The sequence below is a fragment of the Pseudomonas sp. GW821-FHT09C08 genome, from assembly GCF_059418125.1.
Genome location: NZ_JBWKPG010000002.1, coordinates 276,399 through 300,442, shown reverse-complemented (window position 1 = coordinate 300,442; position 24,044 = coordinate 276,399). Strand labels below are relative to the sequence as shown.

Below are 24,044 nucleotides of genomic sequence, written 5' to 3'. Positions count from 1 at the left end.
TGTGGCTCATTGGCGGTAGCTGTCCACCCAATATATGACCCACTAACATATACAAATTGCCAACCATCTGATTTCCGCCTCTATGAATGTCATGGAAACTTTATCTTCGCGATCAAACCGACCGAATAAAGTACCTGCCTGACAGGTAACCTTGTGTGGCACGCGTGAGAAAAAGGTTCCGAATCAGCGCGCCAAATCACTCTGAGGCCTACACGACATCCTTCCTCACCCGGAACCACGCCGCATACAGCGCCGGCAAGAACAGCAACGTCAATGCCGTCGCCACAATCAGCCCGCCCATGATCGCCACGGCCATCGGCCCGAAGAACACACTGCGTGACAGCGGGATCATCGCCAGTACCGCCGCCAGGGCCGTGAGCACAATCGGGCGGAAACGTCGCACGGTGGCTTCGATGATCGCCTGCCACGGCGCCAGCCCGGCCTTGATGTCCTGTTCGATCTGGTCCACCAGGATCACCGAGTTACGCATGATCATCCCCGACAACGCGATGGTGCCCAGCATGGCCACGAACCCGAAAGGCTGGCGGAATACCAGCAGGAACAGCGTCACACCGATCAATCCCAGAGGCGCTGTAAGAAACACCATCGCCGTGCGTGAGAAACTGCGCAACTGCAGCATCAGCAAGGTCAGCACCACCACGATGAACAGCGGCACGCCAGCCTTCACCGAGTTCTGCCCGCGGGTAGAGTCTTCAACGGTGCCGCCGACTTCCAGCAAGTAGCCATCCGGCAGTTCGGCGCGCACCTCTTCAAGGGTCGGCAGGATCTGCTGGACCAGCGTCGCCGGCTGTTCCTTGCCGTAGATATCAGCGCGCACGGTCACCGTCGGCAGACGGTTGCGGTGCCAGATGATGCCCTCCTCAAAGCCGTACTCAAGGGTCGCAATCTGCGACAGCGCCACGCTTTTGCCGTTGTCGGTCGGCACGGCCAGGCTCGGCAGCAGCGACAACTCGGTGCGCTCATGCACGGTGCCGCGCAGGAGGATTTCGATCAACTCGTTGTCTTCGCGGAACTGGCTGACGCTGGAACCGGTGAGTGAACTCTGGAGGAATTTCGACAGGTTGGCGGTGCTCACACCGAGGGCGCGGGCGCGGTCCTGGTCGATATTGAGGTAGACGATTTTGCTCGGCTCTTCCCAGTCCAGGTGCACATTGACCACGTGGGTATTTTCGCGCACCTTGGCCGCCACTTTGCGTGCGAGGGCGCGGACTTCTTCGATATGTTCACCGGTCACGCGAAACTGCACCGGGTAGCCCACAGGCGGGCCGTTTTCCAGGCGCGTGACACGGGAGCGCAGCTCGGGGAATTGTTCGTTGAGGGTTTCGATCAGCCAGGTGCGCAGGCTTTCGCGCTCCTCGATGGTCTTGGCCAGCACCACGAACTGCGCAAAGCTGGCCGCCGGCAGCTGCTGGTCCAATGGCAGATAGAAACGCGGCGAGCCGGTACCGACGTAGGCCACATAGTTATCGATGCCGGCATGTTCCTTGAGCAGGGCTTCCAGGCGCTTGACCTGATCGGCGGTGTTGCTCAGGGAGGTGCCTTCGGCCAGTTTCAAGTCGACCATCAGCTCCAGACGGCCCGAGGCCGGGAAGAACTGCTGCGGGACAAAACGGAACAGTGCCACCGAGCCGATAAACAGCAGCAGCGTCAGGACGATCACGGTTTTACGCCGGCGCACGCACCACTCCACCAAACGTCTTACGCGCTGATAGAACGGCGTGCCGTAGGGATCAGGACCATCGGCGCCATGTTTGGCTGCGTGAATTTTCGCCAGGTCCGGCAGGAGCTTTTCCCCCAGATACGGCACGAACACCACCGCAGCGACCCACGAGGCCAGCAACGCAATAGTCACCACCTGGAAGATCGAACGAGTGTATTCACCGGTACTCGACTGTGCGGTGGCGATGGGCAGAAAGCCCGCCGCCGTGATCAACGTGCCGGTGAGCATCGGGAACGCCGTGCTGGTCCAGGCGAAACTCGCGGCTTTAAGACGGTCGTAGCCCTGCTCCATCTTGATCGCCATCATCTCCACGGCGATGATCGCATCGTCCACCAGCAAACCCAGGGCCAATACCAGCGCACCGAGGGAGATCTTGTGCAGGCCGATGCCAAGGTAATACATGCTGGCAAAGGTCATCGCCAGCACCAACGGAATCGCCAGCGCCACGACCATGCCCGTGCGAATGCCGAGGGAGAAGAAACTCACCAGCAAAACAATCGCCAGGGCCTCAGCCAGGACCTGGACGAATTCGCCGACACTGGTTTTCACCGCTGCCGGTTGGTCCGACACCTTGCGCAGTTGCATGCCGGCAGGAAGGTTCTTCTGCAAGCGTGCGAATTCGCCTTCCAGTGCCTTGCCCAACACCAGGATGTCACCACCATCACGCATGGCCACGGCCAGGCCAATGGCGTCTTCGCCCATGTAGCGCATGCGCGGTGCCGGTGGGTCGTTGAAGCCGCGGTGAATGTCGGCCACATCGCCGATGCGGAAGGTGCGATCACCCACCCGAATCGGGAAAGCGCGGATCTCGTCCACCGTCTTGAAGTTGCCCGATACCCGCAGTTGCACACGCTCGCTCGGTGTTTCAAAGAACCCGGCGGTGGACACCGCGTTCTGTTCCTGCAGCGCCTGCTGCACCGCCGCCAATGGCAGGCCGAGGGTGGCGAGCTTGAGGTTGGATAACTCGATCCAGATCTTTTCGTCCTGCAGGCCCAGCAGCTCGACCTTGCCCACATCCGGCACGCGCTGCAGCTGAATCTGGATGCGATCGGCGTAGTCCTTGAGCACGGCGTAGTCAAAACCATCGCCGGTCAGCGCGTAGATGTTGCCAAAGGTGGTGCCGAATTCATCATTGAAAAACGGTCCCTGGATATCCGGCGGCAGGGTCTGGCGAATATCGCTGATCTTCTTGCGTACCTGGTACCACAACTCGGGAATCTGCGCCGAGTGCATGGAGTCGCGGGCCATGAAGGTGACCTGGGATTCGCCGGGACGCGAGAACGAGACAATGCGCTCGTAGTCGCCGGTCTCCATGAGTTTCTTCTCGATACGCTCGGTCACCTGGCGTGAAACTTCCTGGGCCGTGGCACCGGGCCAGTCGGTCTTGATCACCATGGCCTTGAAGGTAAACGGTGGGTCTTCGCTTTGTCCCAGCTTGGTGTAGGACAAGGTGCCGACCACCGCCAGCAAGATCATCAGGAACAGTACGATCTGGCGATTACGCAGCGCCCATTCGGAAAGATTGAAAGCCATCGGGGACTACTCCTTGGCCGCCAGATTCACCACACGGTTGGAGCGATCCACCGGGCGCACTTGCTGGCCCTCGTGGAGCACATGCACACCGGCAGCTATCACCCAATCAGAAGGGCTCAAGCCTTCCAGCACCGGGACGGTCTTTTCACCGAAGGCGCCGATGCGCACGGGGGTGCGCTTGAGGGTATTGTCCGGCTGTACACGCCAGACGTAGGACTCACCGTTCTCCGCACTGAGGGCAGACAGCGGTACCGACAACGGAATTACGCCGTCGGCCTGTATGAAGACCCGGGCACTCTGACCCAACTCGGCCGGGACTTTGCCACCGGTAAAGGCGACGCGGGCAGCAAAGGTGCGCGACTTGGGATCGGCAGCCGGTGACAGCTCACGAATGCGCCCGGCGAAACGCTGGTCCGGCTGGCTCCACAGTTCGACCGACACCGGCTGGCCAATCTTGAAGCGGCCGAACCCTTGCTCCGGCAAGCTGATCAGCACTTCGCGCTCGCCATCGGTGGCCAGGGTGAACACCGTCTGCCCGGCGGACACCACCTGGCCGACTTCTACTGCACGCTTGGCGACCACACCATCCTGGGGCGCACGCAGCACGGCGTACCCGGCCTGGTTGCTGGACACGTCGAATTCGGCCTTGATTTGCTTGAGGCGCGCTTCACCGGATAGGTAAAGGTTTTCGGAATTATCGTACTGGGAGCGGCTGACCATCTGACGGTCCATCAGGGTCTTGTAGCGATCCCGCTCGGCGCGCACCAGGCTCAGGTTGGCCTCGGCAGCGGCCACTTGGGCGCGGGTGGCCTCCAGTTGCAGGCGCACGTCCTGCGGGTCGAGTTCCGCCAGCGGCTGGTTGGCCTTGACGCGCTCGCCCTCCTCCACCAGCCGTTTGCTGACTTTGCCGCCGATGCGAAAGGCCAGGTCCGGCTCGTAGCGGGCACGCACTTCACCCGGGTAGCTGTCGGTCGCCTGCGCCGATGGCTGCGGCTGCACCACCATGGCTGGGCGGAGGGTGGTCTGGGCCGCTTCTTCATGGCCGCAGGCGGCCAACAGGAAGACCAAGCTGGCAGGCAACGCAAGGGGCAGGAAAGTACTGCGCATGCTGAAGGACCTTTCGCAAATGGAGCTAGGAATAATTATACTGGCCGGTATGTTATTAATACCAAACTCACCAGTCCAGTATTAAAGGTGAAAATGTCCGACAATCGTGTAAACACCAATAGCCCCGGGCGTCCCAAGGACATGGCAAAACGCCAGGCTATCCTCTCGGCAGCGAAGACCCTGTTCTTGAGCAATGGCTACGCCAGCACCAGCATGGATGCCGTGGCGCTTGAAGCCGGCGTGTCGAAGCTGACCGTCTACAGCCACTTCACCGACAAGGAAACCCTGTTCACCGCTGCCGTGGTGGCCACGTGCGAAGAACAATTGCCGGTGATGTATTTCGAACTGCCTGAAGGGCTGCCGGTGGAGACGGTGTTGCTGAATATCGCGCGGGGGTTCCATCGGCTGATCAACAGCGAGGAATCGGTGAACCTGCATCGCCTGATGATGACCACCGGCAATCAGGACGTGAAACTCTCACAGATCTTCTTCGAGGCCGGGCCCATGCGCATGCTGCAAGGCATGGAGCGACTGCTGAGCAGGATCGACCAGAGCGGCGCCCTGGCCATCGACAAACCCTTCAGGGCAGCCGAACACTTCTTCTGCCTGCTCAAGGGCACGGCGAATTTCTGCTTGTTGTATGGCTGCGGCGGACACTTGAGCGAAGCAGACGCCGAAGCGCATGTGCAGGAGGTGGTGGGGTTGTTTATGCGCGCTTACCGGGCCTGAAGCGCTGTGTTGTCTTGACCGGTCCTATCGCTGGCCTGCCAGCGATAGGGCCCCTCCAGGTCAATGAAGGCTTAAGGCTTGAGCGCCTTCTTGGGATAGATGTCATACCGGCTGGACTTACCATCCAGCGCATGGCTCGGCTTGGGCCCGTCGATGCACGGTGCCTTGCGTGGACGCTTGACCACCACGCGGTGGCTGGCCAGGGCCAGGGCGGCAGCGAGCAACGCCGGGGCGTCCGGATCATCGCCGACCAGTGGACGGAACAAGCGCATTTCCTTCTTCACCAGGGCGGTTTTCTCACGATGGGGAAACATCGGGTCGAGGTAGATCACCTGGGGCGGCTCGCCTTGCCAGTTGAGCATCACGTCGATGGAATTGCCCTTGAGCAAGGTCATGCGCGCCACGATTGGCGCCACGTCAAAATCCTGCGCAGCGCGCGCCAGGCCGTCTTCGAGCAAGGCGCCGATCAACGGCTGGCGCTCGATCAGGCTCATCTCGCAGCCGAGGCTGGCCAGCACGAACGCGTCCTTGCCCAGCCCGGCCGTGGCATCCAGCACGCGCGGACGCACGCCCTGGGCGATGCCCACCGCCTTGGCAATCATCTGGCCGCTGCCGCCGCCGTATAACCGGCGATGAGCAGCACCGCCTTCCACGAAGTCCACGCGCACTGGCCCCGGTGCGTCAGGGCCTAGCTGTTGCAGCTGCAGGCCCTGCTCGCCAACCTGCAGGGAAAAGTCCGCCTCGTCCAGCTGCAACGGCAAGCCAAGCAGCGCAGCCCACTGCGCGGCGCGGTCCTTGAAACCTTCGGCCAAGGCCTCGACCTGGATGCGGCTGGCCGCGGGTTGTTCGCTCATCAATCACTACGCTCAAAAATATTAAGGATCGGCAAAAGTCGGCCGATAAAAACAACAGTCAGGTATTTTGCCAGAGCTGAGCGTCGACCGAGAAAAATGTCAGACATTCTTCCCCTAACCATCGGTGTACTGCCGACCCATAACCACTACGGCCTGCGCAATACTCAAGCGCTGGCCGGGGTGAGTCATGTGTGGCAGGACTTCTTTGCCCGCGCGCTGGCCGAGCAGCTCGGTGAGACGCCGGACGCGCTCGCCGCCAAGGCGCCTGAGCCGCTGGACCCGGCGGTCGAGCCCAGCGAAGGTGCCGACCTGTTGTCGCAGATTCTGACCCAGCGTGAATGCGAGGTGAAAGACACCGAAATCGCCCCGCCTGAGCCGCTGTTCCTGCCGATTGCCGAATTTGAAACCGAGTTGCTGCCACCGCCGGCAACCCCGTTCCCACCGGAAGAAATCGTCGCCCAGCAACGCCAGCAGAATTTCGAGAGCGGCTGGGTCCGCCCGATCGTGCTGACCGCCGGCCAGCCACTGCCCGAACCAGGCCCGGCGCCTGAGCCACGGCCACTGCACTTGCCGATTGCCGAGTTCGAACTGGACCTGTTGCCGCCGGCCGCCACGCCGTACCCCGAAGAGGAGTTGGTGGCGCAGCAAAAAGCCCTGGATTTCGATTACTACTGGGCTCGCCCACTGATCACCCACAACCTGCGCTTGGCCGCGTAAACCTAGCGACACACCCACCAGCGCCCCATGTCCAGATGGAAATGGTTGCGGTGCGCGGCGTTGTAGTCCGGGCTCAACACCACATTGAAATCGTTGCAGGCGCCCTCGCGCACCTGGCGCAAAAAGCGCGCAGCGTCGCCCTCTCCCGGCCAATCCTTGAGCACACTGATGCTGCGCCCGTCTGCCAGGCGAAAGCCGGCGATATCCACGGCATTCGCCGACGCATGCTGGCTGAGTCGCCCTTCGGCACGGTTATACATGTTGCGGCAAGCGAAGCTGCCCAAGTGATCGACCCGCGTCACCGCCTGGCCAAACACCGCCTGGGCCGCCGGTTGCAGGCTGTGGCGATCGAACAGTGCAAACGCCACGGCCAACGGGCAACTGGCGAGAAAACTGCTGCTCAAGCCCACGTCGGCACCCTGCACGCGCAGCACATTGCGCAGTGGGCACGCCGCATCGGCCGGTGTATCCGCTTGATGGCTGACGCGCAGGCCGGACGTTTTCAGTACCTGGTCGCACAGCGCGGGATCATCCTGCAACCGCCCGAGCTTGAACCGCGTCAGCAGGTTCGGGGCGGCACGCACATCCAACGGCGCCCAGGGGTTCCACTCCGCCGGTAAAGGCACCCAGCCGCGCCAGACACCCAGCACCGCTACGCCGGCCAACAACAGCAGCATCCCCACCACGGTAAAAAAACGCACGGGTCAGTCCTTGAAGAATTGCGTCGCCTGGCTGTAGGGCATCGAGCGTTCAGTGAAGGTAAACGTGCCCGACGAATAGACTTCCTGCGCGGCCCGGTAGAACTCGCCATACGCCGCCAACGCCATGGCCGAGCCCACGCTGATGCGCTTGACGCCCATTTCGCTCAATTGCGCCACGCTCAGTTTCAACCCACCGGACATCAGCACATTCACAGGCTTGGGCGCGACGGCCTTGACCACCGCCAGTACGTCCTCGGCACTGCGCAGGCCGGGCGCATACAGCACATCGGCACCGGCTTCGGCGTAGGCCTGCAGCCGGCGGATGGTGTCAGGCAAATCCAGGCGACCATGCAGGAGGTTTTCCGCACGGGCGGTGAGCATGAACGGGAATGGCAGGCTGCGTGCAGCGGCGACTGCAGCTTCCACACGCTCTACGGACAGATCAAAGGGATAGATCGGGTCGACAGCAATGCCGGTGGCATCTTCGATGGAGCCACCGACGATCCCGCTGGCAGCCGCACGCAGAATGGTCTGGGCGCAGCCGTCGGGCGTGTCGCTGAAGCCGTTTTCCAGGTCGGCCGCCACCGGCAGCGTGGTCGCCCGGGCAATCACGCCGGCATTGGCGAGTGTGTCTTCCAGCGACAGTGCCCCTTCGGCATCCGGCCGCCCCAGGCTGAAGGCATAACCTGCGCTGGTGGTGGCCAGGGCTTCAAAGCCGAGGCTGGCGAGCATGATCGCCGAGCCTGCATCCCACGGGTTGGGCATCACAAACGCGCGGTCGCGCTCATGCAAGGCCTTGAAGGTTTCGGCGCGAAGGGTTTGGGCATCCATGACTGACTCCTGGCGGAAAAAGGAGCCCTAGAGTAACCCCAGTTGCTCCGCTGCGGGTTCTCGATGCAGGGTCGGCAACGCCGGCAGGCCGGGCAAACGCGCCATCAGCTTGGCGTGAAAGCGCAGGGCCAATTGCGCGGCCAGGCGGTTGTCCGAGGTGTGCAGGAACACGTAGGGGGTGCGGCCTTCTTCAATCCAGCCGGCGATTTTTTCCACCCACGGGATCAGGAACGGGTCATTGGCCTCAAGCTCCGGATGACCAATAAAACGCACCTGGGGAAACTGGGTCAGTGCCGCAGGCCGTGTTGGCACCTTGGGCTTTTTCGATTGAGCATGCAGCACGGCGGCTGAGGTGGAGGTGCAACTGAATAATGCACGCGGGTCGAGACAGATGCGTTCGACCCCGCGGTCGCGCAGCAGACGGTTGAGCATGCGCTCGGCATCGCCCTTGGCGAAGAACTCCGGGTGCCGCACTTCGACCGCCAGCGGCCGCTCCAGCGCATCGATAAAACCCGCCAGCTCGCCCAGCCGTTGCGGCGAAAAGCTGGCCGAGAGTTGCAGCCACAGCGGCGAGACGCGCTCACCCAGCGGACTCATCAGCCCGACGAAACTTTCCGCCGCCGGCAACTGCTCACGCAGGTCGCCGCCGTGGCTGATGTCACCGGGAAATTTAGCGGTGAAGCGAAAATCATCCGGCATGATTTCAGCCCAGCGCTGCACAGTGGCGGCCGAGGGTCGGGCGTAAAAGGTCGTATTGCCTTCAACGGCGTTGAAGACCTGGGAATACAGCGCGAGGTAGTCGCTGGAACGGGCATCGACGGGGTACAGGTACTCGCGCCAGGCGTTTTCGCTCCAGGACGGGCAACCGATGAAATAAGGCAGGCGCATCAGATGTGGATGTCGAGGCCCAGCACTTCCATATCCCATTCGACAAAACCGGCGGTGGTCAGGTAGCTGGCCAGGGCGGTGGCGACGCTTTTGCTCATGGAGCGAGGGAAGACCATGTCTTGCTGACGGGCCGGAAGGCCGCTGGTGCGGGCACCTGCAGGGCCTTGCTGGCTGGATGATGCTTCAGACTGGACTTCGATGAAGTCCGGCGAATCCTCGACGGACTCGTCTACCGTGACGTTCGCCTTACGTGGCTTGCGCTTGATGGGGTAGGACTGTGAGGAAAAGCCGTCTATACGCATCGATGCGAACTCGGTATCGGTGATGGCATTTTAGTGGCGCAATCCGTAGCGCGCAAATGCTCTGGTGATAACTAGAACACATAATTTGTAAAAGGTTTAAAAACGCCGGCAAATTCTGACGATTGGCGACTTTAGTCCCAAATTGCCAGCATTTTTGACGTCAAATTATCCCGCGCTCAGCCTTGGTTTGCGCGACCTTATCGCGCAGGTACACCGGGGCCGCCTGGTCGGCAGGAATCGCCTCGCCCCGCTCGAATGCAAAGCGTGCCAGCGTCAGCAGGTCTTCGGCATGGGGCAACAGTATGGCGTCCTGGCCCACCAGCGGCACCGCGATACGCTCGCCATACCCCCAGCCGGTGCCAGCGCCGAACCAGTCGCCACTGGCGTCACTTGGCAATGCCGCTGATTCCGGCGACTGCACGGCCTCCACGCCAACCAGGCGCATTTCGCCAGCGGTTTCGCGGTAGCAGCCCCAATAGACTTCATCCATGCGCGCATCAATCGCCGCCGCCACCTGCCGTGCGCCGTGCTCACGCAAGGCACGCTGCGCCAGCACCGCCAGGTTGGAGACCGGCAACACCGGGCGCTCGAGAGCAAACGCCAGGCCCTGGACTACGCCGATGGCGATCCGCACGCCCGTAAATGCACCGGGGCCACGGCCGAAGGCGATGGCATCCACGGCAGCCAGGGTCGTGCCGGCGTCTTCGAGCAGTTGCTTGATCATCGGCAACAGCTTCTGCGCGTGCAGGCGTGGGATCACCTCGTAGTGGCTCGTTACTTTGCCATCGTGCAGCAAGGCAACGGAGCAAGCTTCAGTCGCGGTGTCCAGGGCCAGCAGGGTGCTCATCGGTGTAGGTGTCCAAGTCGAAAAAAAGTGCGCCAGTATAAACAACAACGGCCCGCAAGCGGGCCGTTACTGTGAAGCCGAGCGATTGATCAGCTCAGGGCTTGCAGCACCTTGGCGGTGATCGCTTCCACGGAGCCGACGCCAGGGATGTGGCTGTACTTCGGCTTGCCTTGGGCAGCAGACAGCTTCTGGTAGAAATCCACCAGCGGCTTGGTCTGGGAATGGTAGACCGACAGGCGATGACGCACGGTTTCTTCGGTGTCGTCCTTGCGCTGCACCAGGTCTTCACCGGTGATATCGTCCTTGCCTTCAACCTTGGGCGGGTTGTAGACGGTGTGGTACACGCGGCCCGAGGCCTCGTGAACGCGACGACCGGCGATACGCTGGACGATTTCTTCGTCTTCAACGGCGATTTCGACCACGGCATCCAGCTCGACACCAGCCGTCACCAAGGCTTCAGCCTGGGGAATGGTGCGTGGGAAACCGTCGAACAGGAAACCCTTGGCGCAATCTGGCTGCGCGATACGGTCCTGGACCAGGGCGATGATCAGGTCATCGGACACCAGGCCGCCGGCATCCATGATGCCCTTGGCTTTGACGCCCAGCTCGGTGCCTGCTTTTACCGCAGCGCGCAGCATGTCACCGGTGGAGATTTGTGGAATGCCGAATTTTTCAGTGATGAACTTTGCCTGAGTACCTTTACCGGCCCCGGGAGCTCCCAGCAGAATGACGCGCATCGATGTGCTCCTCAATTTTTTATAGAGATGACGCTCGGATTCGCCGCGTGGGGCCAATCTCGTAAAAATAGGATTCGGGCCGCACAAACGGCCAAAGGCTGATCAAGATACACAGCAGACCCTAAGCACACAAGCCGCCGAAAGTCGCAAGAACCCGCGCCATACATGCACCATAGGTGGGGTGTGCCTGAGTGCAACCCGGCCGTGCAAACGCCAACCGCCCATTTTCTGGCGGCTGGCGTACTTCATCTGCAAGCCTTTGAGAACACGCGTAAAACCTCAACCGGTGTTGCGTAAACCGGCGGCGATACCGGCCACAGACACCAGCAGCGCCTGTTCCAGAGGGCTGTCCTGCGCCGCTTCCTGCTGGCGCGAGCGCGCCAGCAACTCAGCCTGCAGCAGGTGCAGGGGGTCAAGGTAGGTGTTGCGCAGGCGGATGAACTCCAGGGTGTCGGGGCTATGGGCCAACAGTTGCGACTGGCCGGTCAGGCCAAGCACCACCGTGCACGCCTGCGACAATAGGTCGCGTAAGTGCGTGCCCAATGGCAACAGGTCCGGCTGCACCAGGCGCTCGTCATACAGCCGCGCAATGTCGGCATCCGCCTTGGCCAGGACCATTTCGAGCATGTCGATGCGGGTCCGGAAGAACGGCCACTGCTCCCGCATCTGCCCGAGCAGTTCGCCTTCGCCGCGCTCCAGCGCCTTGCTCAACGCTGCTTCCCAGCCGAGCCATGCCGGCAGCATCAGGCGGGTCTGGGTCCAGCCGAAGATCCACGGGATGGCGCGCAGGCTTTCGATGCCACCGGCACGACGCTTGGCCGGACGACTGCCGAGGGGCAAGCGACCGAGCTCCTGCTCCGGTGTGGATTGGCGGAAATACTCGACGAACTGCGGATTTTCCCGCACCACCGCGCGGTAAGCGCTGACACCATCCGCCGCCAATTCGTCCATCAAATGGCGCCAGGCCGGTTCCGGCGGAGGCGGCGGCAACAGCGTCGCTTCCAACACCGCTGCCAGGTAAAGATTGAGGTTCTGCTCGGCAATGTCCGGCAGGCCGAATTTGAAACGAATCATTTCGCCTTGTTCAGTGGTGCGGAAACGCCCCGCCACCGACCCCGGCGGCTGCGACAGGATCGCCGCGTGAGCCGGGCCGCCACCGCGCCCGACCGTGCCGCCACGGCCATGGAACAACAGCAGTTCCACCTGTTGCTCGCGGCAGATATCCACCAGGCGTTCCTGCGCCCGGTACTGCGCCCAGGCTGCGGCGGTGGTGCCGGCGTCCTTGGCCGAGTCCGAATAACCGATCATCACTTCCTGCGGGCCCTGTAAACGGGCGCGGTAGCCCGGCAGTTGCAGCAGGCGTTCCATCACCGGCCCGGCGTTATCCAGGTCAGCCAGGGTTTCGAACAGCGGCACCACGCGCATCGGCCGTTGCACGCCCGACTCTTTCAGCAACAGTTGCACCGCGAGTACGTCCGACGCGGCGCCGGCCATGGAGATGACGTAGGAACCCAGCGACGCCGCCGGCGCGGCGGCGATTTCCTTGCAGGTATTCAACACCTCGGCCGTGTCCGCCGACGGTTTGAAATACCCCGGCAGCAGCGGGCGGCGATTGCCCAGCTCCTTGGTCAGGAAACTGATGCGTGCCTCTTCGTCCCAGTCTTCATAACGACCGAGGCCGAGGTAATCGGTGATTTCCGTCATGGCCGCCGAATGCCGGCTGGAGTCCTGGCGCACGTCCAGGCGCACCAGGAACAGACCAAAAGTCACCGCGCGGCGCAGGCAGTCGAGCAGCGGACCATCGGCGATCACGCCCATGCCGCATTCGTGCAGCGACTCGTAGCACAGCTCCAGCGGGTCGAGCAGGTCGCGGTTGTTTTGCAACACGTCGGCCGGCGCCGGGGTGCTGGTCGTCAATGAGGCATGCGCCCAACTGCGCGTGGCGCGCAGGCGTTCGCGCAATTGCTTGAGCAGCGCACGGTACGGTTCGACGCTGTCACCGACCTTGGCCTGCAACGCCGCGCTGGCGTGCTGCATCGACAATTCCGACGCCAAGTGATCGATATCGCGCAGGTACAGATCGGCCGCCATCCAGCGCGCCAGCAGCAGTACTTCGCGGGTGACCGGCGCGGTGACATTCGGGTTGCCGTCGCGGTCGCCCCCCATCCACGATGCAAACCGAATCGGCGCCGCCTCCAGGGGCAAATGCAGGCCGGTAGCGGCGTGCAAGGCCTGGTCAGCCTTGCGCAGATAATTCGGGATGGCATGCCACAGAGAATGCTCGATCACCGCAAAGCCCCACTTGGCCTCGTCCACCGGCGTGGGGCGAGTGCGGCGGATTTCTTCGGTGTGCCAGGCTTCGGCGATCAAGCGCTGCAGGCGCTGGCGGATCTGCTCGCGCTCGGCGGTGGTGAGGTCGCGGTGATCCTGCAATGCCAGCTGCGCGGCAATCGCATCGTATTTCTGGATCAGGGTGCGGCGCGCCACTTCGGTCGGGTGGGCGGTGAGGACCAGCTCGATCTCCAGGCGCCCCAACTGGCGGGCCAGGGACTCGTTGCTGTGGCCTTCGCTTTGCAGGCGCGCCAGCAACTCCGGCAGCACCCGGGATTCGAACGGCGCTGGTTGCGACTCATCACGCCGGTGAATCAGCTGGTACTGCTCGGCAATATTGGCCAGGTTGAGAAACTGGTTGAAGGCCCGCGCGACGGGCAGCAGTTCGTCTTCCTTCAACTGATTGAGGCTGGCGCTCAGTTCATCGCCCGCGGCTTTCTCCGCGACCGCGCCACGCCGGTCGGCCTTGGCGCCCTTGCGGATCTGCTCGATCTTGTCGAGAAAATCATCGCCGTACTGCTCTCGAATGGTGTTGCCCAACAGCTCACCCAAGAGGTGAACATCCTCACGCAAGCGTGCATCGATATCACTCATCAGCCAATCTCCAGCCAGAAATCCGGGACGCGCAGGTTTTCCAGAGTGCCGCCAGCATCGGTTTATGACAAGACTTTAAACCTTGTGACTTGCAGCTAGTCTCAACTGTGAGTCGCCTGCGTTTATCCACGCACGCGGCTGGACACTCATCACCGCCTGCCATCGCGGGCTTTATTGAGGTTGCCATGAAAATCCGAGAACTGGCCCAGCATTGGGAAGAGAACGCCAAGGGTCGCTTGACCAAGACCGAGTACGCCATCCATCTGGATGTGGAGTCCGCCGCAAGGCTGGCGGCCATCGCGGAAATGTACCCCAAGCGCCATACCGAAGAACTGCTCGGCGAGCTGATCGGCGCCGCCCTCGAAGAGCTGGAAGCCAGCTTTCCCTATATCAAGGGACAGCAGGTGGTTGCCACCGATGAAGAGGGCGACCCGCTCTACGAAGACGTCGGCCCTACCCCACGTTTCCTGACGCTGTCGCGACGCTATCTGCACGATATGTCGAGCAGTTCGGACGAGCAGAAACACTGACCCCACCCCCTTCTTCCCCTTGTAATCCGGGCCCTTCACGGGCCCGACCTACCTCCGCGCGCGGCAAAAGTTCCAAGTTTTTCAGGCTGACCATTCAGTCAGTTATTTTTTTAGGCAAATCGCCATCTCTTCTGAACTTTTGAAAAAAGCCTCCGGTCACAGCCAGTAAGCCATCACTTGGAACGGCCGTTTGAAAGGGCTTTTCGTGCTTTACCGCCGGGCCCCGGACCGCTGACCAGTGACATGGATTTTGATGTTTTTCAGGAGTTACCCAATGGAGTTGAAGACGATGAAGACCAGCACTGCCAAATCCTCGTTTAACCATCTGCGCGGGCTCAAGTTGGCCGCGCTGGCAATCGGCACCAGCTTCGTTTTGGCTGGCTGCGCCGGCAACCCGCCGACCGAGCAGTACGCAGTTACCCAATCGGCGGTGAACAGCGCTGTCAGCGCCGGCGGCACCGAGTACGCAGCCGTAGAAATGAAGTCGGCCCAGGACAAGCTCAAGCAAGCCGAGATTGCCATGCACGACAAGAACTACGACGAAGCCCGTCGCCTGGCTGAACAAGCCGAGTGGGACGCTCGCGTCGCTGAGCGTAAAGCCCAGGCCGCCAAAGCCGAACAGGCTGTGAAGGACTCCCAGAAAGCTGTTCAGGAGCTGCGTCAGGAAGGCATGCGCCCGGCTGTTATCAAGCAGCAATAAGCCGCCGCCCCTGATTGCAATGCACCCGATATCGAATTGAAAGGACGACACGACTATGCGTAAACAATTGATGATCCCTGCCCTGCTGGCGATGAGCGTTGCCTTGGCGGCGTGCTCCACCCCGCCGAACGCGAACCTGGAAAATGCACGGACCAACTTCTCGGCCCTGCAAGCCAACCCGAATGCCACCAAGGTAGCGGCGCTGGAAACCAAGGACGCCCAGGACTGGCTGGACAAGGCTGACAAGGCCTACCGCGACAAGGAAGACCAGAAGAAAGTCGACCAACTGGCCTACCTGACCAACCAGCGCGTTGAAGTGGCGAAAGACACCATCGTGCTGCGCGAATCCGAAGCCAAGCTGAAAAACGCCGGCGACGAACGTGCTCGCGCGCTGCTGCAAGCCCGTGACGCGCAGATCAAGCAACTGCAGGACAGCCTGAATGCCAAGCAGACCGATCGCGGTACGCTGGTCACTTTCGGTGACGTGCTGTTTGCCACCAACAAGTCCGACCTGAAATCCAGCGGCCTGGTGAACATCACCAAGCTGGCGCAGTTCCTGCGCGACAACCCGGACCGCAAAGTGATCGTCGAAGGCTACACCGACAGCACCGGTTCCGACTCGTACAACCAGAGCCTGTCCGAGCGTCGTGCAGCTTCCGTGCAGCGTGCACTGGCTCAGCAAGGCGTGGACATCTCGCGCATCGTGACCCAGGGCTATGGCAAGGAATACCCGGTTGCCGATAACAGCAGCGTATCGGGCCGTGCCATGAACCGCCGCGTCGAAGTGACCATCTCCAACGACAACCAGCCAGTCAAACCACGTTCGTCCGTCGCGAACTGATGGCCTGATGCTGGATAAAAAAACCCACCTTACGGTGGGTTTTTTTATGGATTGCCAAACTGGATAGGACGGTGTGTGTCCTCGTCCGGCATCTTCATCTTCTGGTCCTGTTTCTGGTCCTGTGCAGTCCGCCGCTCAAGATCTACATGGCACCGGCTCATATTCAGCAGGTTGCGAAATGCCTGACTTTCAGGATTTGCCGGATGTACGGGAGGTACAGGATTTGCAATTATCGCCACTTTCTCGGCCCTGATCTGAGTAAGTTACACCGCTTTGTGTGGCGCCTTACGCGATATGGTTCCAAAAAATCTTGGCTCAGTGCTGGCCCAGCGTTATCGACCGGTCGGTGACCAAACCCCGCCCATGACGGGCGGGCTTTCCAGAAGTGGGCAATCAGGCTTCGACTTTTCCGGAAGGCTGGTAGTCGGACGCCTGGATTTGGCCTCCGCCCTGTGAGCCACCTTGATTGTCTTGTGAGCCTTGACCGGCTTGTGCACCTTGATTGCCCTGCGCACCTTGAGCGCCCTGTTTACCTTCAAGCTCTGCAATCTTTTTCTTCAGCTTTTCAATTTCATCTTCGATGCCGCCGCCGGCCCCCCCACCTCCCTGCCTGCCCTGGGAAGCTTTTAGCTCTTGTTGTTTAAGTTGGTTTTTTAAGTTATCAAGTTCGGAACCTTGTTGGGTCCCCTGACCGCCATCAACGCCGGACAGATCCCTTGAAACCGGTACACGGCTGATACTATCTACCATAATCGCTGACTCCAGACTGACTAAAGAAATGGACTGATCAGTCGCTCCGATCAGTCCATAGTCTGTGGCCGGTAAATAAAGATGGTTCCGGTCAGCAACGGGTCGCACATGCAGCAAGGGACTAATCGCCAGGTTCAATGGCGTTTTCCCACGGGGCGATGTGCCAGGTCACTGCTGCAGTTGCGGGGTTTCCTGGCCCAGGCAACGTACCGCCTGCTTCTTGTTATTGACCAGCACGCCACTCAAGCCTTTTTGCTCGGTGTCGAACATCACCAGCACGCCGTCGACGCACTGCGCCACCTGCGCGGCCGGGGTCAGCGAGATCTTGTAGTCTTCGCCGGGCACGGTCTTGAGCAGGGTGAAATCGCTGAGCAGCAGCGCATCTTCCGGCTTGGCGAAGTGCAGGTAGCCGTAGTACCACAGGCAGCCGACAGTACCGATGATGGTGCCGATGCCGGTGAGGATCAGCGGGATCATGTTGCGTTCTTCGCTCATTGCGGGCTCTCTGATGAATCAACTTTAGAATCGGGATAATTCGGGATTTCGCCCAGGCGACGCAGGCCGTTGAAGTGCTGCGGGTCATCCAGGTAACGCAGCATCACGGTTTGCCAGGTCTTGTCGGCAAAGGTCTGCACGTGGCCACCGCGCGTCAACTGCAACACTCGAGGCGGCGGCGCGGCCTGGTACAGGCGGATGCCGTTGGCCACCGGCACAATCGGGTCATCCAGGCTGTGGAACAGCAGCTTGGGCACACCGGTCAGTTGCGGCATGGCGCGGATCGCACTGTCGCCATCGGGCACCAGCCAGGACAACGGCACCTGAAACGGCCATGTTAACCAGGAGGTGCTCAGGGCGAATTGTCCTACGTCACGATAACTGGCGGGCACGCCGTCCAGCACCAGGGCCTTGAGCTGCGCCTGTCGTTCCGGGTGGGCCGCCAGGTAATGCACCGCCAGCGCGCCGCCGAGGCTTTGCCCGAGGACGATCAGCGGCTGGCCCCGGGTTTCGGGGGCCTGGTCGAGCCAGCTGAAGGCAGCATCCACGTCCTGATAGACCGCCGGCAACGACGGCTTGCCCTGCGACAGCCCATAACCGCGATAGTCCAGCAGCAGCACCTGGTAGCCCTGCTCCGGCAACCACCAACTGCCACCCAGGTGCCAGGCCAGGTTGCCGCCGTTACCGTGCAGGTGCAGCACTGTGCCCTTGAGCGGCACGCCGGGCTTGGCCGGCAGCCACCAGGCATGCAGCTTGACCCCGTCGGCGGTGGTGACTGTGACGTCGCGGTAGTCCAGGTGGGCTTTTTCCGGCGTGAACGGCAGGCCGGGCTCGGGATAGAACAGCAGTGAGCTGCAGCCGTTCAATGTGAGTAGCAGGCATAGAATGCCGAGGATTCTCATCCGTTGAAGCCTCGTGAGTAGTTAAACAACACATCTGAATAACGCCGAAACGCTGCAGGAGCCGGCTTGCCGGCGATGCAGGCAACTCGGTCTCCTGCAGCCATCGCCGGCAAGCCGCCAACTACAGCTAGATCGGTGTTAAAGGATATTCGAGTAATCCGCCTCGATCCGGTCCAGGCTCAAGTGGTTGAGGAAGTTGGAGAAGCACATCCACGCCGCCAGCGCATTCATGTCGCGAAACTGCTCGGGCAGGTACTTGGGCGGCACCACCAGGCCCTCGTCCACCAGCTGGCGCAGGGTGCGCATATCTTCCAGCGTGGTCTTGCCGCAGAACAGCAGCGGCACTTGTTCCAGCTTGCCCTTGCGCACGGCCAGCTGGATGTAGTTGTAGACCATGATAAAGCCTTTCAGGTAGGACAAGTCCTTGGTGAAAGGCAGACCGGTCGGCACCGAGCCACGGAATACGCGACTGGCGTTGCCGTAGCTTTCGGCCATCTCAAAACCCTGCTCACGGAAGAACTCGAACACCTGCAGGAAGTCGGCGCCCTCTTCCACCATGTGGATGGCGCGGGTGCGGTTGGTGAGCTTGCGCAGGCGGCTCGGGTAGGAGGCGAAGGTGATGATCTCCATCAATATCGCCAGGCCTTCCTGGGTCACGGTGGACGACGGCGGGCCCTTGGACAGAAAGGTGCAAATTGGCTGGTTCTGGCCATTGAGCGTGGTGCCGACGTGCACCAGGCCTTCATGCACTTCCAGCGCACGCACGTCGCGCTCGTTGAACATCGCGTCGGCGCGGATCTTGATGTAGTCGGCGCCCGCCGCTGCATCGGCGACGATACCGTCGGACTCGAACACGCGGATGGTCTCTTCGGCCTCGCCAAACACCCGGTTCAGGCGGGTTTGCAGCAGCGCCACGGCGTCCTTGGCGGTGAGGGTCTTGGCTTCGTCCTTGAGGTCGCCACGCCCGTCGATGTTGTTCAGGTAGTCGGAGAGCATCAGGCCCAGGTCCGCCAGGGTCGGGTCGCCGGCGTGAAAGGCATCGGAGGCGGCGCCGTACAGCTCCTGGGAGATCAGGCCAAAGTCCTCGGTGCCACGGGCCTCGAGCATGCGCACCACCATGCGGTACTCCTTGCACATGCGGCGCATGATCTGCCCCACCGGGCTGAACTGGCCGAGGCGGCGCGTGATGTCACGCTCGATGTTCTGGAACTCCAGCTTCACCGCGCTGGAATCGAACGACAGCGGCCGGTTGAGGTAATAGTCGCGGTCCACGGCGGGCAGTTCCTTGCCCTTGGCCTTGAGAAATCCCTGGCGAATGTTTTCGTCCCATTTCACCGCGTCGAGGACGCGAATCGGTGTTTGCGCCAGCACAATGCGATCAGACAAGGTGCGTATCGTCTGCTGGTAATCGTCCACCGCTACTTCCTCTTTAAACGTTATTTGCCCGCGCGCTGGTAGCGCACGGCTTCAACGAACACATCGGCATTGGCCGGGTCATCCAGGTAGGCAAACACCTGGTCCATGGGGCTGTCCACCCGCACGCCGGCGCCTTCGACGGTCTCCACGGTGCTGCCGTGCAAGGCGCGCTGGCCGATCGCCTGATGGATCTGCTCGAGGTCGAGGTTGTAGACCACCAATTCGTGTTTTTCATCGAACTCGAATCCCGCGAGGATGTAATTGCCACCCAGCTTGGCCGGCAACCGCGCCGACAGGTACCAGCGACTACCATGCCGCGAGACCGTAAACAGGTACTCATCGCGCTGGCCCGGCTTGGCTGTAGGGTAGCTCACGGCTTTATAACGGTGCTCGCCGGCGTGGGTGATGTGCAGGTTGAGCGGTTCGCCCCAGGCATTCTTGCTCGTCCATTGGCCGAGCAGTTCATCCGGCGCGGCTTCCCGGGCCGGCAGCGGGTCCTTGAAAGTCACCAGGCAACCGCTGAGCAACAGGAACGACAGAGCGATGACCGCGACACGCCAGGCTTTCATTGCATACTCCATAAAGTGTGGGAGCTGGCGTGCCTGCGATACAGGCCCCGCGGTGCTTCAGATAAACCGCGGTGATGCTATCGCAGCGGTGCGACGATTCGACAAGCCAGCGCCCACATGAGGCTAGACCGAGGCCAGGACCAAATGCATGTAGCGCTTGAGAATCTCAAGCATCTCGTCAGCGGTCAGAGGCTCTGCGCCGCCCAGCAGGCCCTGATATTCCATCCGACTGATTATCGCCGTCAACACTTTGGCATCCTGTTGCGGCTCGCGGGAGCCCAATACCTGGAAAAACTGCCCGGTGCCCTGCAACAGGATCTGCTGGTGGGAGCGCACCAACTCCGCCAGGCGCGGGTTGAGCAAGGCTTCCTGGCGAAAGGCCTGCTCGGCCATCAGGTGTTCACGGCGATTGCTGAGTTGGCGCATGACGTAGTCGGCAGTCAGTCGCGCAATGTCATCGGCCAGCTGTGAGCGCGACGCCGGGCTGCCATCGCCATAGGCGACCATCTCGCGCAGCAGGCCTTCGTTGCGCACCCACAACTTGCCCATGAAGGCAGCGCTGCGCTCCACGTATTGGGCGAAGGTATCGGTGAGCAGGTCATCGATATCCTTGAAGTAGTAGGTGGTTGCCGACAACGGCACCCCCGCCTCCGCCGCCACCGCCCGGTGGCGCACGGCCCGCACGCCGTCGCGCACCACAATGCGCATGGCCGCGTCGAGAATGTCTTGCCTGCGTTGCTCGCTGCCCCGACGGCTGGCCTTGCGGCCCTGGTACTGGACGCTTTCAGCCACGGCAGCGGCAATGCCGGCGGCGCCTTCTTGAGCGGTTACGCGGTTCACGACTGATCTTCCTTATTAGAGTGACGCGGGGCGTCACGGTGTGCATTCCCACGCAGGGCACGGGAACGATCCCCTGGCGCTGTTTGCTTGACGCTTGTTAATGCCGCATAAAAAAGCCGCCTTATAAAAGGCGGCTTCGGATTTCGCTACGCTTACGCTTGTGGCCGCATGTGCGGGAACAAGATCACGTCGCGGATCGACGGCGAGTTGGTCAACAACATCACCAGGCGGTCGATGCCGATGCCTTCGCCCGCGGTCGGCGGCATGCCATATTCCAGGGCGCGCACGAAGTCAGCGTCGTAGTGCATGGCTTCGTCATCGCCGGCGTCCTTGTCGGCCACCTGGGCCATGAAGCGCTCCGCCTGGTCTTCCGCGTCGTTAAGCTCGGAGTAGGCGTTGGCGATTTCGCGCCCACCGATGAACAGCTCGAAACGGTCGGTGACGTTCGGGTTGTCGTCGTTGCGACGAGCCAGCGGCGACACTTCGAACGGGTACTGGGTAATGAAGTGCGGCTGTTCCAGCTTGTGCTCCACCAGTTCTTCGAAAATCATCACCTGCAGCTTGCCCAGGCCTTCGAAACCCAGCACCTTGGCGCCGGCTTTCTTGGCGATGGCACGGGCCTTGTCGATGTCGGTCAGGTCGTCAGCGGTCAGCTCCGGGTTGTACTTGAGGATCGAGTCGAACACCGACAGGCGCACGAACGGCTCGCCGAAGTGGAACACCTTGTCGCCATACGGCACGTCGGTGCTGCCCAGGACCAGCTGTGCCAGCTCGCGGAACAGTTCTTCGGTCAGGTCCATGTTGTCTTCGTAGTCGGCGTACGCCTGGTAGAACTCCAACATGGTGAATTCAGGGTTGTGGCGCGTCGAAACACCTTCGTTACGGAAGTTGCGGTTGATCTCGAACACCTTTTCAAAGCCGCCAACCACCAGGCGCTTGAGGTACAGCTCCGGCGCGATACGCAGGAACATTTCCATGTCCAGCGCATTGTGGTGGGTTTCGAACGGCTTGGCTGCGGCACCACCCGGGATGGTTTGCAGCATCGGGGTTTCGACTTCGAGGAAGTCACGCTTCATCAGGAAGCTGCGAATGTGCGCAATGACTTGCGAACGCACGCGGAAAGTCTGGCGCACGTCTTCGTTGACGATTAGGTCGACGTAGCGCTGGCGGTAACGCTGTTCGGTGTCCGTCAGGCCGTGGTGCTTGTCCGGCAGCGGGCGCAGGGATTTGGTCAGCAGGCGCACGTTGGTCATTTCGACATACAGGTCGCCCTTGCCGGAACGCGCCAGGGTGCCTTCGGCGGCGATGATGTCGCCCATGTCCCAGGTCTTCACCGAGGCCAGGGTTTCTTCGGACAGGGTTTTACGGTTGACGTAGACCTGGATGCGACCGGTCATGTCCTGGATCACCATGAACGAGCCACGGTTGAGCATGATGCGACCTGCCACCTTGACCGGAATCGCAGCCTCAGCCAGCTCTTCCTTGGTCTTGTCCGCGTACTGTTTCTGCAAGGCATCGCAGTAGTTGTCGCGGCGGAAGTCGTTGGGGAAGGCATTGCCCTTGGCGCGCTCGGCAGCAAGCTTTTCCTTGCGCAGGGCGATCAGGGAGTTTTCTTCCTGTTGCAGGGCCTGGTCGAGTTGTTGGTCGCTCATGTCTTTAAATATTCCATCTGGTTCGTTGTCCCCGGCCTGCGGCCGGGGATCGCCGGCAAGCCGGCTCCTACAGGGATCGCGGTATGGAGCCTGTTACAGGCCTGATTTCAGGCTGGCTTCCAGGTATTCGTCGATATCGCCGTCGAGCACCTTGTCGCAGTCGCTGCGTTCGATGTTAGTGCGCAGATCCTTGATCCGCGAGGCATCGAGCACATACGAACGGATCTGGTGGCCCCAGCCGATATCCGACTTGGTGTCTTCCAGCGCCTGGGACGCGGCGTTGCGCTTCTGCATTTCCTGCTCGTACAACTTGGCCCGCAGCATTTTCATGGCGGTGTCCTTGTTCGCGTGCTGGGAACGTTCGTTCTGGCAGCTGACCACGGTGTTGGTCGGTACGTGGGTAATACGCACGGCCGAGTCGGTGGTGTTTACGTGCTGGCCACCGGCACCGGAGGAACGGTAGGTATCGATCCGCAGGTCGGCCGGGTTGATCTCGATTTCGACCTTGTCGTCGATCTCTGGCGAGACGAACACCGCAGAGAACGAGGTGTGGCGACGGTTGCCGGAGTCGAACGGGCTCTTGCGCACCAGGCGGTGCACGCCGATCTCGGTCCGCAACCAGCCAAAGGCGTATTCACCCTTGATGTGCACAGTCGCGCCCTTGATACCGGCGACTTCACCGGCCGACAGCTCCATGATGGTGGCGTCGAAACCGCGTTTGTCAGCCCAGCGCAGGTACATGCGCAACAGGATGTTGGCCCAGTCCTGGGCTTCGGTGCCACCGGAGCCGGCCTGGATGTCCAGGTAGGCGTTGTTCGGGTCCATTTCATGGCTGAACATGCGGCGGAATTCAAGCTTGGCGAGGTTTTCCTCGAGACGGGCCAGCTCGGCGACGACATCGCCCACTGCGCCTTCGTCGTTTTCTTCGACGGCCATGTCCAGCAGGTCACGGCAATCGGCCAGACCGGTGTTCAGCTCGTCGAGCGTATCGACGATCTGCGCCAGCGCAGCGCGCTCGCGGCCCAGTTCCTGGGCGTATTCAGGTTTGTTCCAGACACTCGGATCTTCAAGCTCGCGATTGACTTCGGTCAGACGCTCATGCTTTTGATCGTAGTCAAAGATACCCCCGAATAGTTTCGGAGCGCTCGGACAGGTCCTTGATGGTGTTAAGGATCGGGTTGATTTCCATGGCGGGCAGCACTCGTTGGCGAACTTTTGAAAGCCGACGAGTATAACGATAAACGGGGGGGAGCGGCAGCCCGCTGGGCGAAAAGGGCTCTTGCCCCACCACTCGGCACCTTGCCTGGGCCCGGTGTGCCCGAAAGCCGACCTGAGGGGTTGGATCAAAAGCGGATACGTGTAGGCGCTGGCCGAACGCAGGCTTGAATCCGTGGCTAACCCGGCAGGACGCCGGGTTAGCCGTTACCGCAGCAACGC

At 61.5% G+C, this 24,044-nt stretch carries 23 protein-coding genes; 5 read left to right on the top strand and 18 right to left on the bottom strand.

The genetic code is table 11. The annotated features are described in order from the left end of the window. Window positions 1-208: 208 nt before the first annotated feature. Together AC07OJ_RS07995 and AC07OJ_RS07990 are read right to left on the bottom strand one after the other, a co-directional pair. A complete protein-coding gene (locus AC07OJ_RS07995; RefSeq protein WP_495094352.1) occupies window positions 209-3,274 on the bottom strand; it encodes an efflux RND transporter permease subunit in 3,066 nt (1,021 codons plus the stop codon). A 6-nt stretch (window positions 3,275-3,280) separates the two neighbouring features. Next, window positions 3,281-4,381, bottom strand: coding sequence for an efflux RND transporter periplasmic adaptor subunit (locus AC07OJ_RS07990; protein ID WP_495094351.1), 1,101 nt, complete (start codon window positions 4,379-4,381; stop codon window positions 3,281-3,283). 93 nt (window positions 4,382-4,474) lie between these two features. On the opposite strand from AC07OJ_RS07990, the gene AC07OJ_RS07985 reads away from it, so the two are divergent. Beyond that, window positions 4,475-5,110 carry a TetR/AcrR family transcriptional regulator gene (locus AC07OJ_RS07985; protein ID WP_106804972.1) on the top strand — a complete coding sequence of 212 codons (636 nt, stop codon included), beginning with the start codon at window positions 4,475-4,477 and terminating at the stop codon, window positions 5,108-5,110. Between the two features lie 71 nt (window positions 5,111-5,181). Here the strand turns inward: AC07OJ_RS07985 and AC07OJ_RS07980 are convergent, their stop codons facing one another. Next, window positions 5,182-5,964 (bottom strand): class I SAM-dependent methyltransferase, encoded by a 783-nt coding sequence (locus AC07OJ_RS07980; protein WP_065903133.1) that lies wholly within the window; start codon window positions 5,962-5,964, stop codon window positions 5,182-5,184. A 96-nt stretch (window positions 5,965-6,060) separates the two neighbouring features. On the opposite strand from AC07OJ_RS07980, the gene AC07OJ_RS07975 reads away from it, so the two are divergent. Next, entirely contained in the window at window positions 6,061-6,681 is a 621-nt protein-coding gene (locus AC07OJ_RS07975; RefSeq protein WP_106804973.1) for an energy transducer TonB, read from the top strand. Window positions 6,682-6,683: 2 nt separating this feature from the next. Here the strand turns inward: AC07OJ_RS07975 and AC07OJ_RS07970 are convergent, their stop codons facing one another. The 7 genes from AC07OJ_RS07970 to ppc form a co-directional block, all read right to left on the bottom strand. Next, window positions 6,684-7,358 (bottom strand): extensin-like domain-containing protein, encoded by a 675-nt coding sequence (locus AC07OJ_RS07970; RefSeq protein ID WP_495094529.1) that lies wholly within the window; start codon window positions 7,356-7,358, stop codon window positions 6,684-6,686. Window positions 7,359-7,385: 27 nt separating this feature from the next. Then, window positions 7,386-8,213 carry an isocitrate lyase/PEP mutase family protein gene (locus AC07OJ_RS07965; RefSeq protein ID WP_065903145.1) on the bottom strand — a complete coding sequence of 276 codons (828 nt, stop codon included), beginning with the start codon at window positions 8,211-8,213 and terminating at the stop codon, window positions 7,386-7,388. Between the two features lie 27 nt (window positions 8,214-8,240). Further along, window positions 8,241-9,101, bottom strand: coding sequence for a DUF72 domain-containing protein (locus tag AC07OJ_RS07960; protein ID WP_120447770.1), 861 nt, complete (start codon window positions 9,099-9,101; stop codon window positions 8,241-8,243). Beyond that, window positions 9,101-9,403, bottom strand: a complete 303-nt coding sequence (locus AC07OJ_RS07955; RefSeq protein ID WP_065903149.1) for a hypothetical protein — start codon at window positions 9,401-9,403, stop codon at window positions 9,101-9,103. The genes AC07OJ_RS07960 and AC07OJ_RS07955 overlap by 1 nt, the downstream gene beginning before the upstream one ends. 160 nt (window positions 9,404-9,563) lie before the next feature. Next, window positions 9,564-10,250, bottom strand: coding sequence for a tRNA (adenosine(37)-N6)-threonylcarbamoyltransferase complex dimerization subunit type 1 TsaB (tsaB, locus tag AC07OJ_RS07950; RefSeq protein ID WP_495094350.1), 687 nt, complete (start codon window positions 10,248-10,250; stop codon window positions 9,564-9,566). Window positions 10,251-10,339: 89 nt separating this feature from the next. Beyond that, on the bottom strand, window positions 10,340-10,987 hold the full coding sequence (gene adk / locus AC07OJ_RS07945) for an adenylate kinase (RefSeq protein WP_065903153.1): 648 nt from the start codon (window positions 10,985-10,987) through the stop codon (window positions 10,340-10,342). 279 nt (window positions 10,988-11,266) lie between these two features. Further along, window positions 11,267-13,912 carry a phosphoenolpyruvate carboxylase gene (gene ppc, locus AC07OJ_RS07940; protein ID WP_495094349.1) on the bottom strand — a complete coding sequence of 882 codons (2,646 nt, stop codon included), beginning with the start codon at window positions 13,910-13,912 and terminating at the stop codon, window positions 11,267-11,269. A gap of 185 nt (window positions 13,913-14,097) precedes the next feature. Between ppc and AC07OJ_RS07935 the strand changes: the two genes are divergently transcribed. From AC07OJ_RS07935 to lptF, 3 genes are all read left to right on the top strand, one after another. Continuing rightward, window positions 14,098-14,442 carry a pilin assembly protein gene (locus tag AC07OJ_RS07935; RefSeq protein WP_065903159.1) on the top strand — a complete coding sequence of 115 codons (345 nt, stop codon included), beginning with the start codon at window positions 14,098-14,100 and terminating at the stop codon, window positions 14,440-14,442. Between the two features lie 289 nt (window positions 14,443-14,731). Continuing rightward, complete coding sequence (locus AC07OJ_RS07930) at window positions 14,732-15,142, top strand: DUF4398 domain-containing protein (protein ID WP_177343934.1); 411 nt, start codon at window positions 14,732-14,734, stop codon at window positions 15,140-15,142. A 55-nt stretch (window positions 15,143-15,197) separates the two neighbouring features. Then, window positions 15,198-15,983 (top strand): lipotoxin F family OmpA-related lipoprotein LptF, encoded by a 786-nt coding sequence (lptF, locus tag AC07OJ_RS07925; protein WP_065903166.1) that lies wholly within the window; start codon window positions 15,198-15,200, stop codon window positions 15,981-15,983. 393 nt (window positions 15,984-16,376) lie between these two features. On the opposite strand, the gene AC07OJ_RS07920 is transcribed toward lptF, so the two are convergent. From AC07OJ_RS07920 to prfB, 8 genes are all read right to left on the bottom strand, one after another. After that, window positions 16,377-16,871 carry a hypothetical protein gene (locus AC07OJ_RS07920; RefSeq protein ID WP_495094348.1) on the bottom strand — a complete coding sequence of 165 codons (495 nt, stop codon included), beginning with the start codon at window positions 16,869-16,871 and terminating at the stop codon, window positions 16,377-16,379. A 30-nt stretch (window positions 16,872-16,901) separates the two neighbouring features. Continuing rightward, complete coding sequence (locus tag AC07OJ_RS07915; RefSeq protein WP_064054946.1) at window positions 16,902-17,228, bottom strand: PA3694 family proteiin; 327 nt, start codon at window positions 17,226-17,228, stop codon at window positions 16,902-16,904. After that, entirely contained in the window at window positions 17,225-18,130 is a 906-nt protein-coding gene (locus AC07OJ_RS07910) for an alpha/beta hydrolase (protein WP_106804977.1), read from the bottom strand. Before AC07OJ_RS07910 ends, AC07OJ_RS07915 begins: the two co-directional genes overlap by 4 nt. Before the next feature lie 138 nt (window positions 18,131-18,268). Then, window positions 18,269-19,546, bottom strand: coding sequence for a flavohemoglobin expression-modulating QEGLA motif protein (locus AC07OJ_RS07905; RefSeq protein WP_065903174.1), 1,278 nt, complete (start codon window positions 19,544-19,546; stop codon window positions 18,269-18,271). A 20-nt stretch (window positions 19,547-19,566) separates the two neighbouring features. Continuing rightward, entirely contained in the window at window positions 19,567-20,115 is a 549-nt protein-coding gene (locus tag AC07OJ_RS07900) for a hypothetical protein (protein WP_495094347.1), read from the bottom strand. A gap of 123 nt (window positions 20,116-20,238) precedes the next feature. After that, window positions 20,239-20,955 carry a TetR/AcrR family transcriptional regulator gene (locus tag AC07OJ_RS07895; RefSeq protein ID WP_065903180.1) on the bottom strand — a complete coding sequence of 239 codons (717 nt, stop codon included), beginning with the start codon at window positions 20,953-20,955 and terminating at the stop codon, window positions 20,239-20,241. 152 nt (window positions 20,956-21,107) lie between these two features. Further along, a complete protein-coding gene (gene lysS, locus AC07OJ_RS07890) occupies window positions 21,108-22,607 on the bottom strand; it encodes a lysine--tRNA ligase (protein ID WP_106804979.1) in 1,500 nt (499 codons plus the stop codon). A 93-nt stretch (window positions 22,608-22,700) separates the two neighbouring features. Beyond that, window positions 22,701-23,796, bottom strand: a protein-coding gene (gene prfB, locus AC07OJ_RS07885) for a peptide chain release factor 2 (protein WP_098465888.1) whose coding sequence is annotated in 2 segments (ribosomal slippage) — window positions 22,701-23,723 and window positions 23,725-23,796 — 1,095 coding nt in all. Because the reading frame shifts where the segments join, the coding sequence is not laid out codon by codon here. Window positions 23,797-24,044 lie beyond the last annotated feature (248 nt).

Excerpts from the sequence above, each read along its gene's own strand:
- AC07OJ_RS07965 (WP_065903145.1), bottom strand. The coding sequence starts at position 8,213 with ATGGATGCCCAAACCCTTCGCGCCGAAACCTTCAAGGCCTTGCATGAG.
- AC07OJ_RS07975 (WP_106804973.1), top strand. The coding sequence starts at position 6,061 with ATGTCAGACATTCTTCCCCTAACCATCGGTGTACTGCCGACCCATAAC.
- ppc (WP_495094349.1), bottom strand. The coding sequence starts at position 13,912 with ATGAGTGATATCGATGCACGCTTGCGTGAGGATGTTCACCTCTTGGGT.
- AC07OJ_RS07955 (WP_065903149.1), bottom strand. The coding sequence starts at position 9,403 with ATGCGTATAGACGGCTTTTCCTCACAGTCCTACCCCATCAAGCGCAAG.
- tsaB (WP_495094350.1), bottom strand. The coding sequence starts at position 10,250 with ATGAGCACCCTGCTGGCCCTGGACACCGCGACTGAAGCTTGCTCCGTT.
- AC07OJ_RS07970 (WP_495094529.1), bottom strand. The coding sequence starts at position 7,358 with ATGCTGCTGTTGTTGGCCGGCGTAGCGGTGCTGGGTGTCTGGCGCGGC.
- AC07OJ_RS07935 (WP_065903159.1), top strand. The coding sequence starts at position 14,098 with ATGAAAATCCGAGAACTGGCCCAGCATTGGGAAGAGAACGCCAAGGGT.
- AC07OJ_RS07980 (WP_065903133.1), bottom strand. The coding sequence starts at position 5,964 with ATGAGCGAACAACCCGCGGCCAGCCGCATCCAGGTCGAGGCCTTGGCC.
- AC07OJ_RS07990 (WP_495094351.1), bottom strand. The coding sequence starts at position 4,381 with ATGCGCAGTACTTTCCTGCCCCTTGCGTTGCCTGCCAGCTTGGTCTTC.
- AC07OJ_RS07930 (WP_177343934.1), top strand. The coding sequence starts at position 14,732 with ATGAAGACCAGCACTGCCAAATCCTCGTTTAACCATCTGCGCGGGCTC.
- lptF (WP_065903166.1), top strand. The coding sequence starts at position 15,198 with ATGCGTAAACAATTGATGATCCCTGCCCTGCTGGCGATGAGCGTTGCC.
- AC07OJ_RS07995 (WP_495094352.1), bottom strand. The coding sequence starts at position 3,274 with ATGGCTTTCAATCTTTCCGAATGGGCGCTGCGTAATCGCCAGATCGTA.
- AC07OJ_RS07915 (WP_064054946.1), bottom strand. The coding sequence starts at position 17,228 with ATGAGCGAAGAACGCAACATGATCCCGCTGATCCTCACCGGCATCGGC.
- AC07OJ_RS07985 (WP_106804972.1), top strand. The coding sequence starts at position 4,475 with ATGTCCGACAATCGTGTAAACACCAATAGCCCCGGGCGTCCCAAGGAC.
- AC07OJ_RS07900 (WP_495094347.1), bottom strand. The coding sequence starts at position 20,115 with ATGAAAGCCTGGCGTGTCGCGGTCATCGCTCTGTCGTTCCTGTTGCTC.
- lysS (WP_106804979.1), bottom strand. The coding sequence starts at position 22,607 with ATGAGCGACCAACAACTCGACCAGGCCCTGCAACAGGAAGAAAACTCC.
- AC07OJ_RS07960 (WP_120447770.1), bottom strand. The coding sequence starts at position 9,101 with ATGCGCCTGCCTTATTTCATCGGTTGCCCGTCCTGGAGCGAAAACGCC.
- AC07OJ_RS07910 (WP_106804977.1), bottom strand. The coding sequence starts at position 18,130 with ATGAGAATCCTCGGCATTCTATGCCTGCTACTCACATTGAACGGCTGC.
- adk (WP_065903153.1), bottom strand. The coding sequence starts at position 10,987 with ATGCGCGTCATTCTGCTGGGAGCTCCCGGGGCCGGTAAAGGTACTCAG.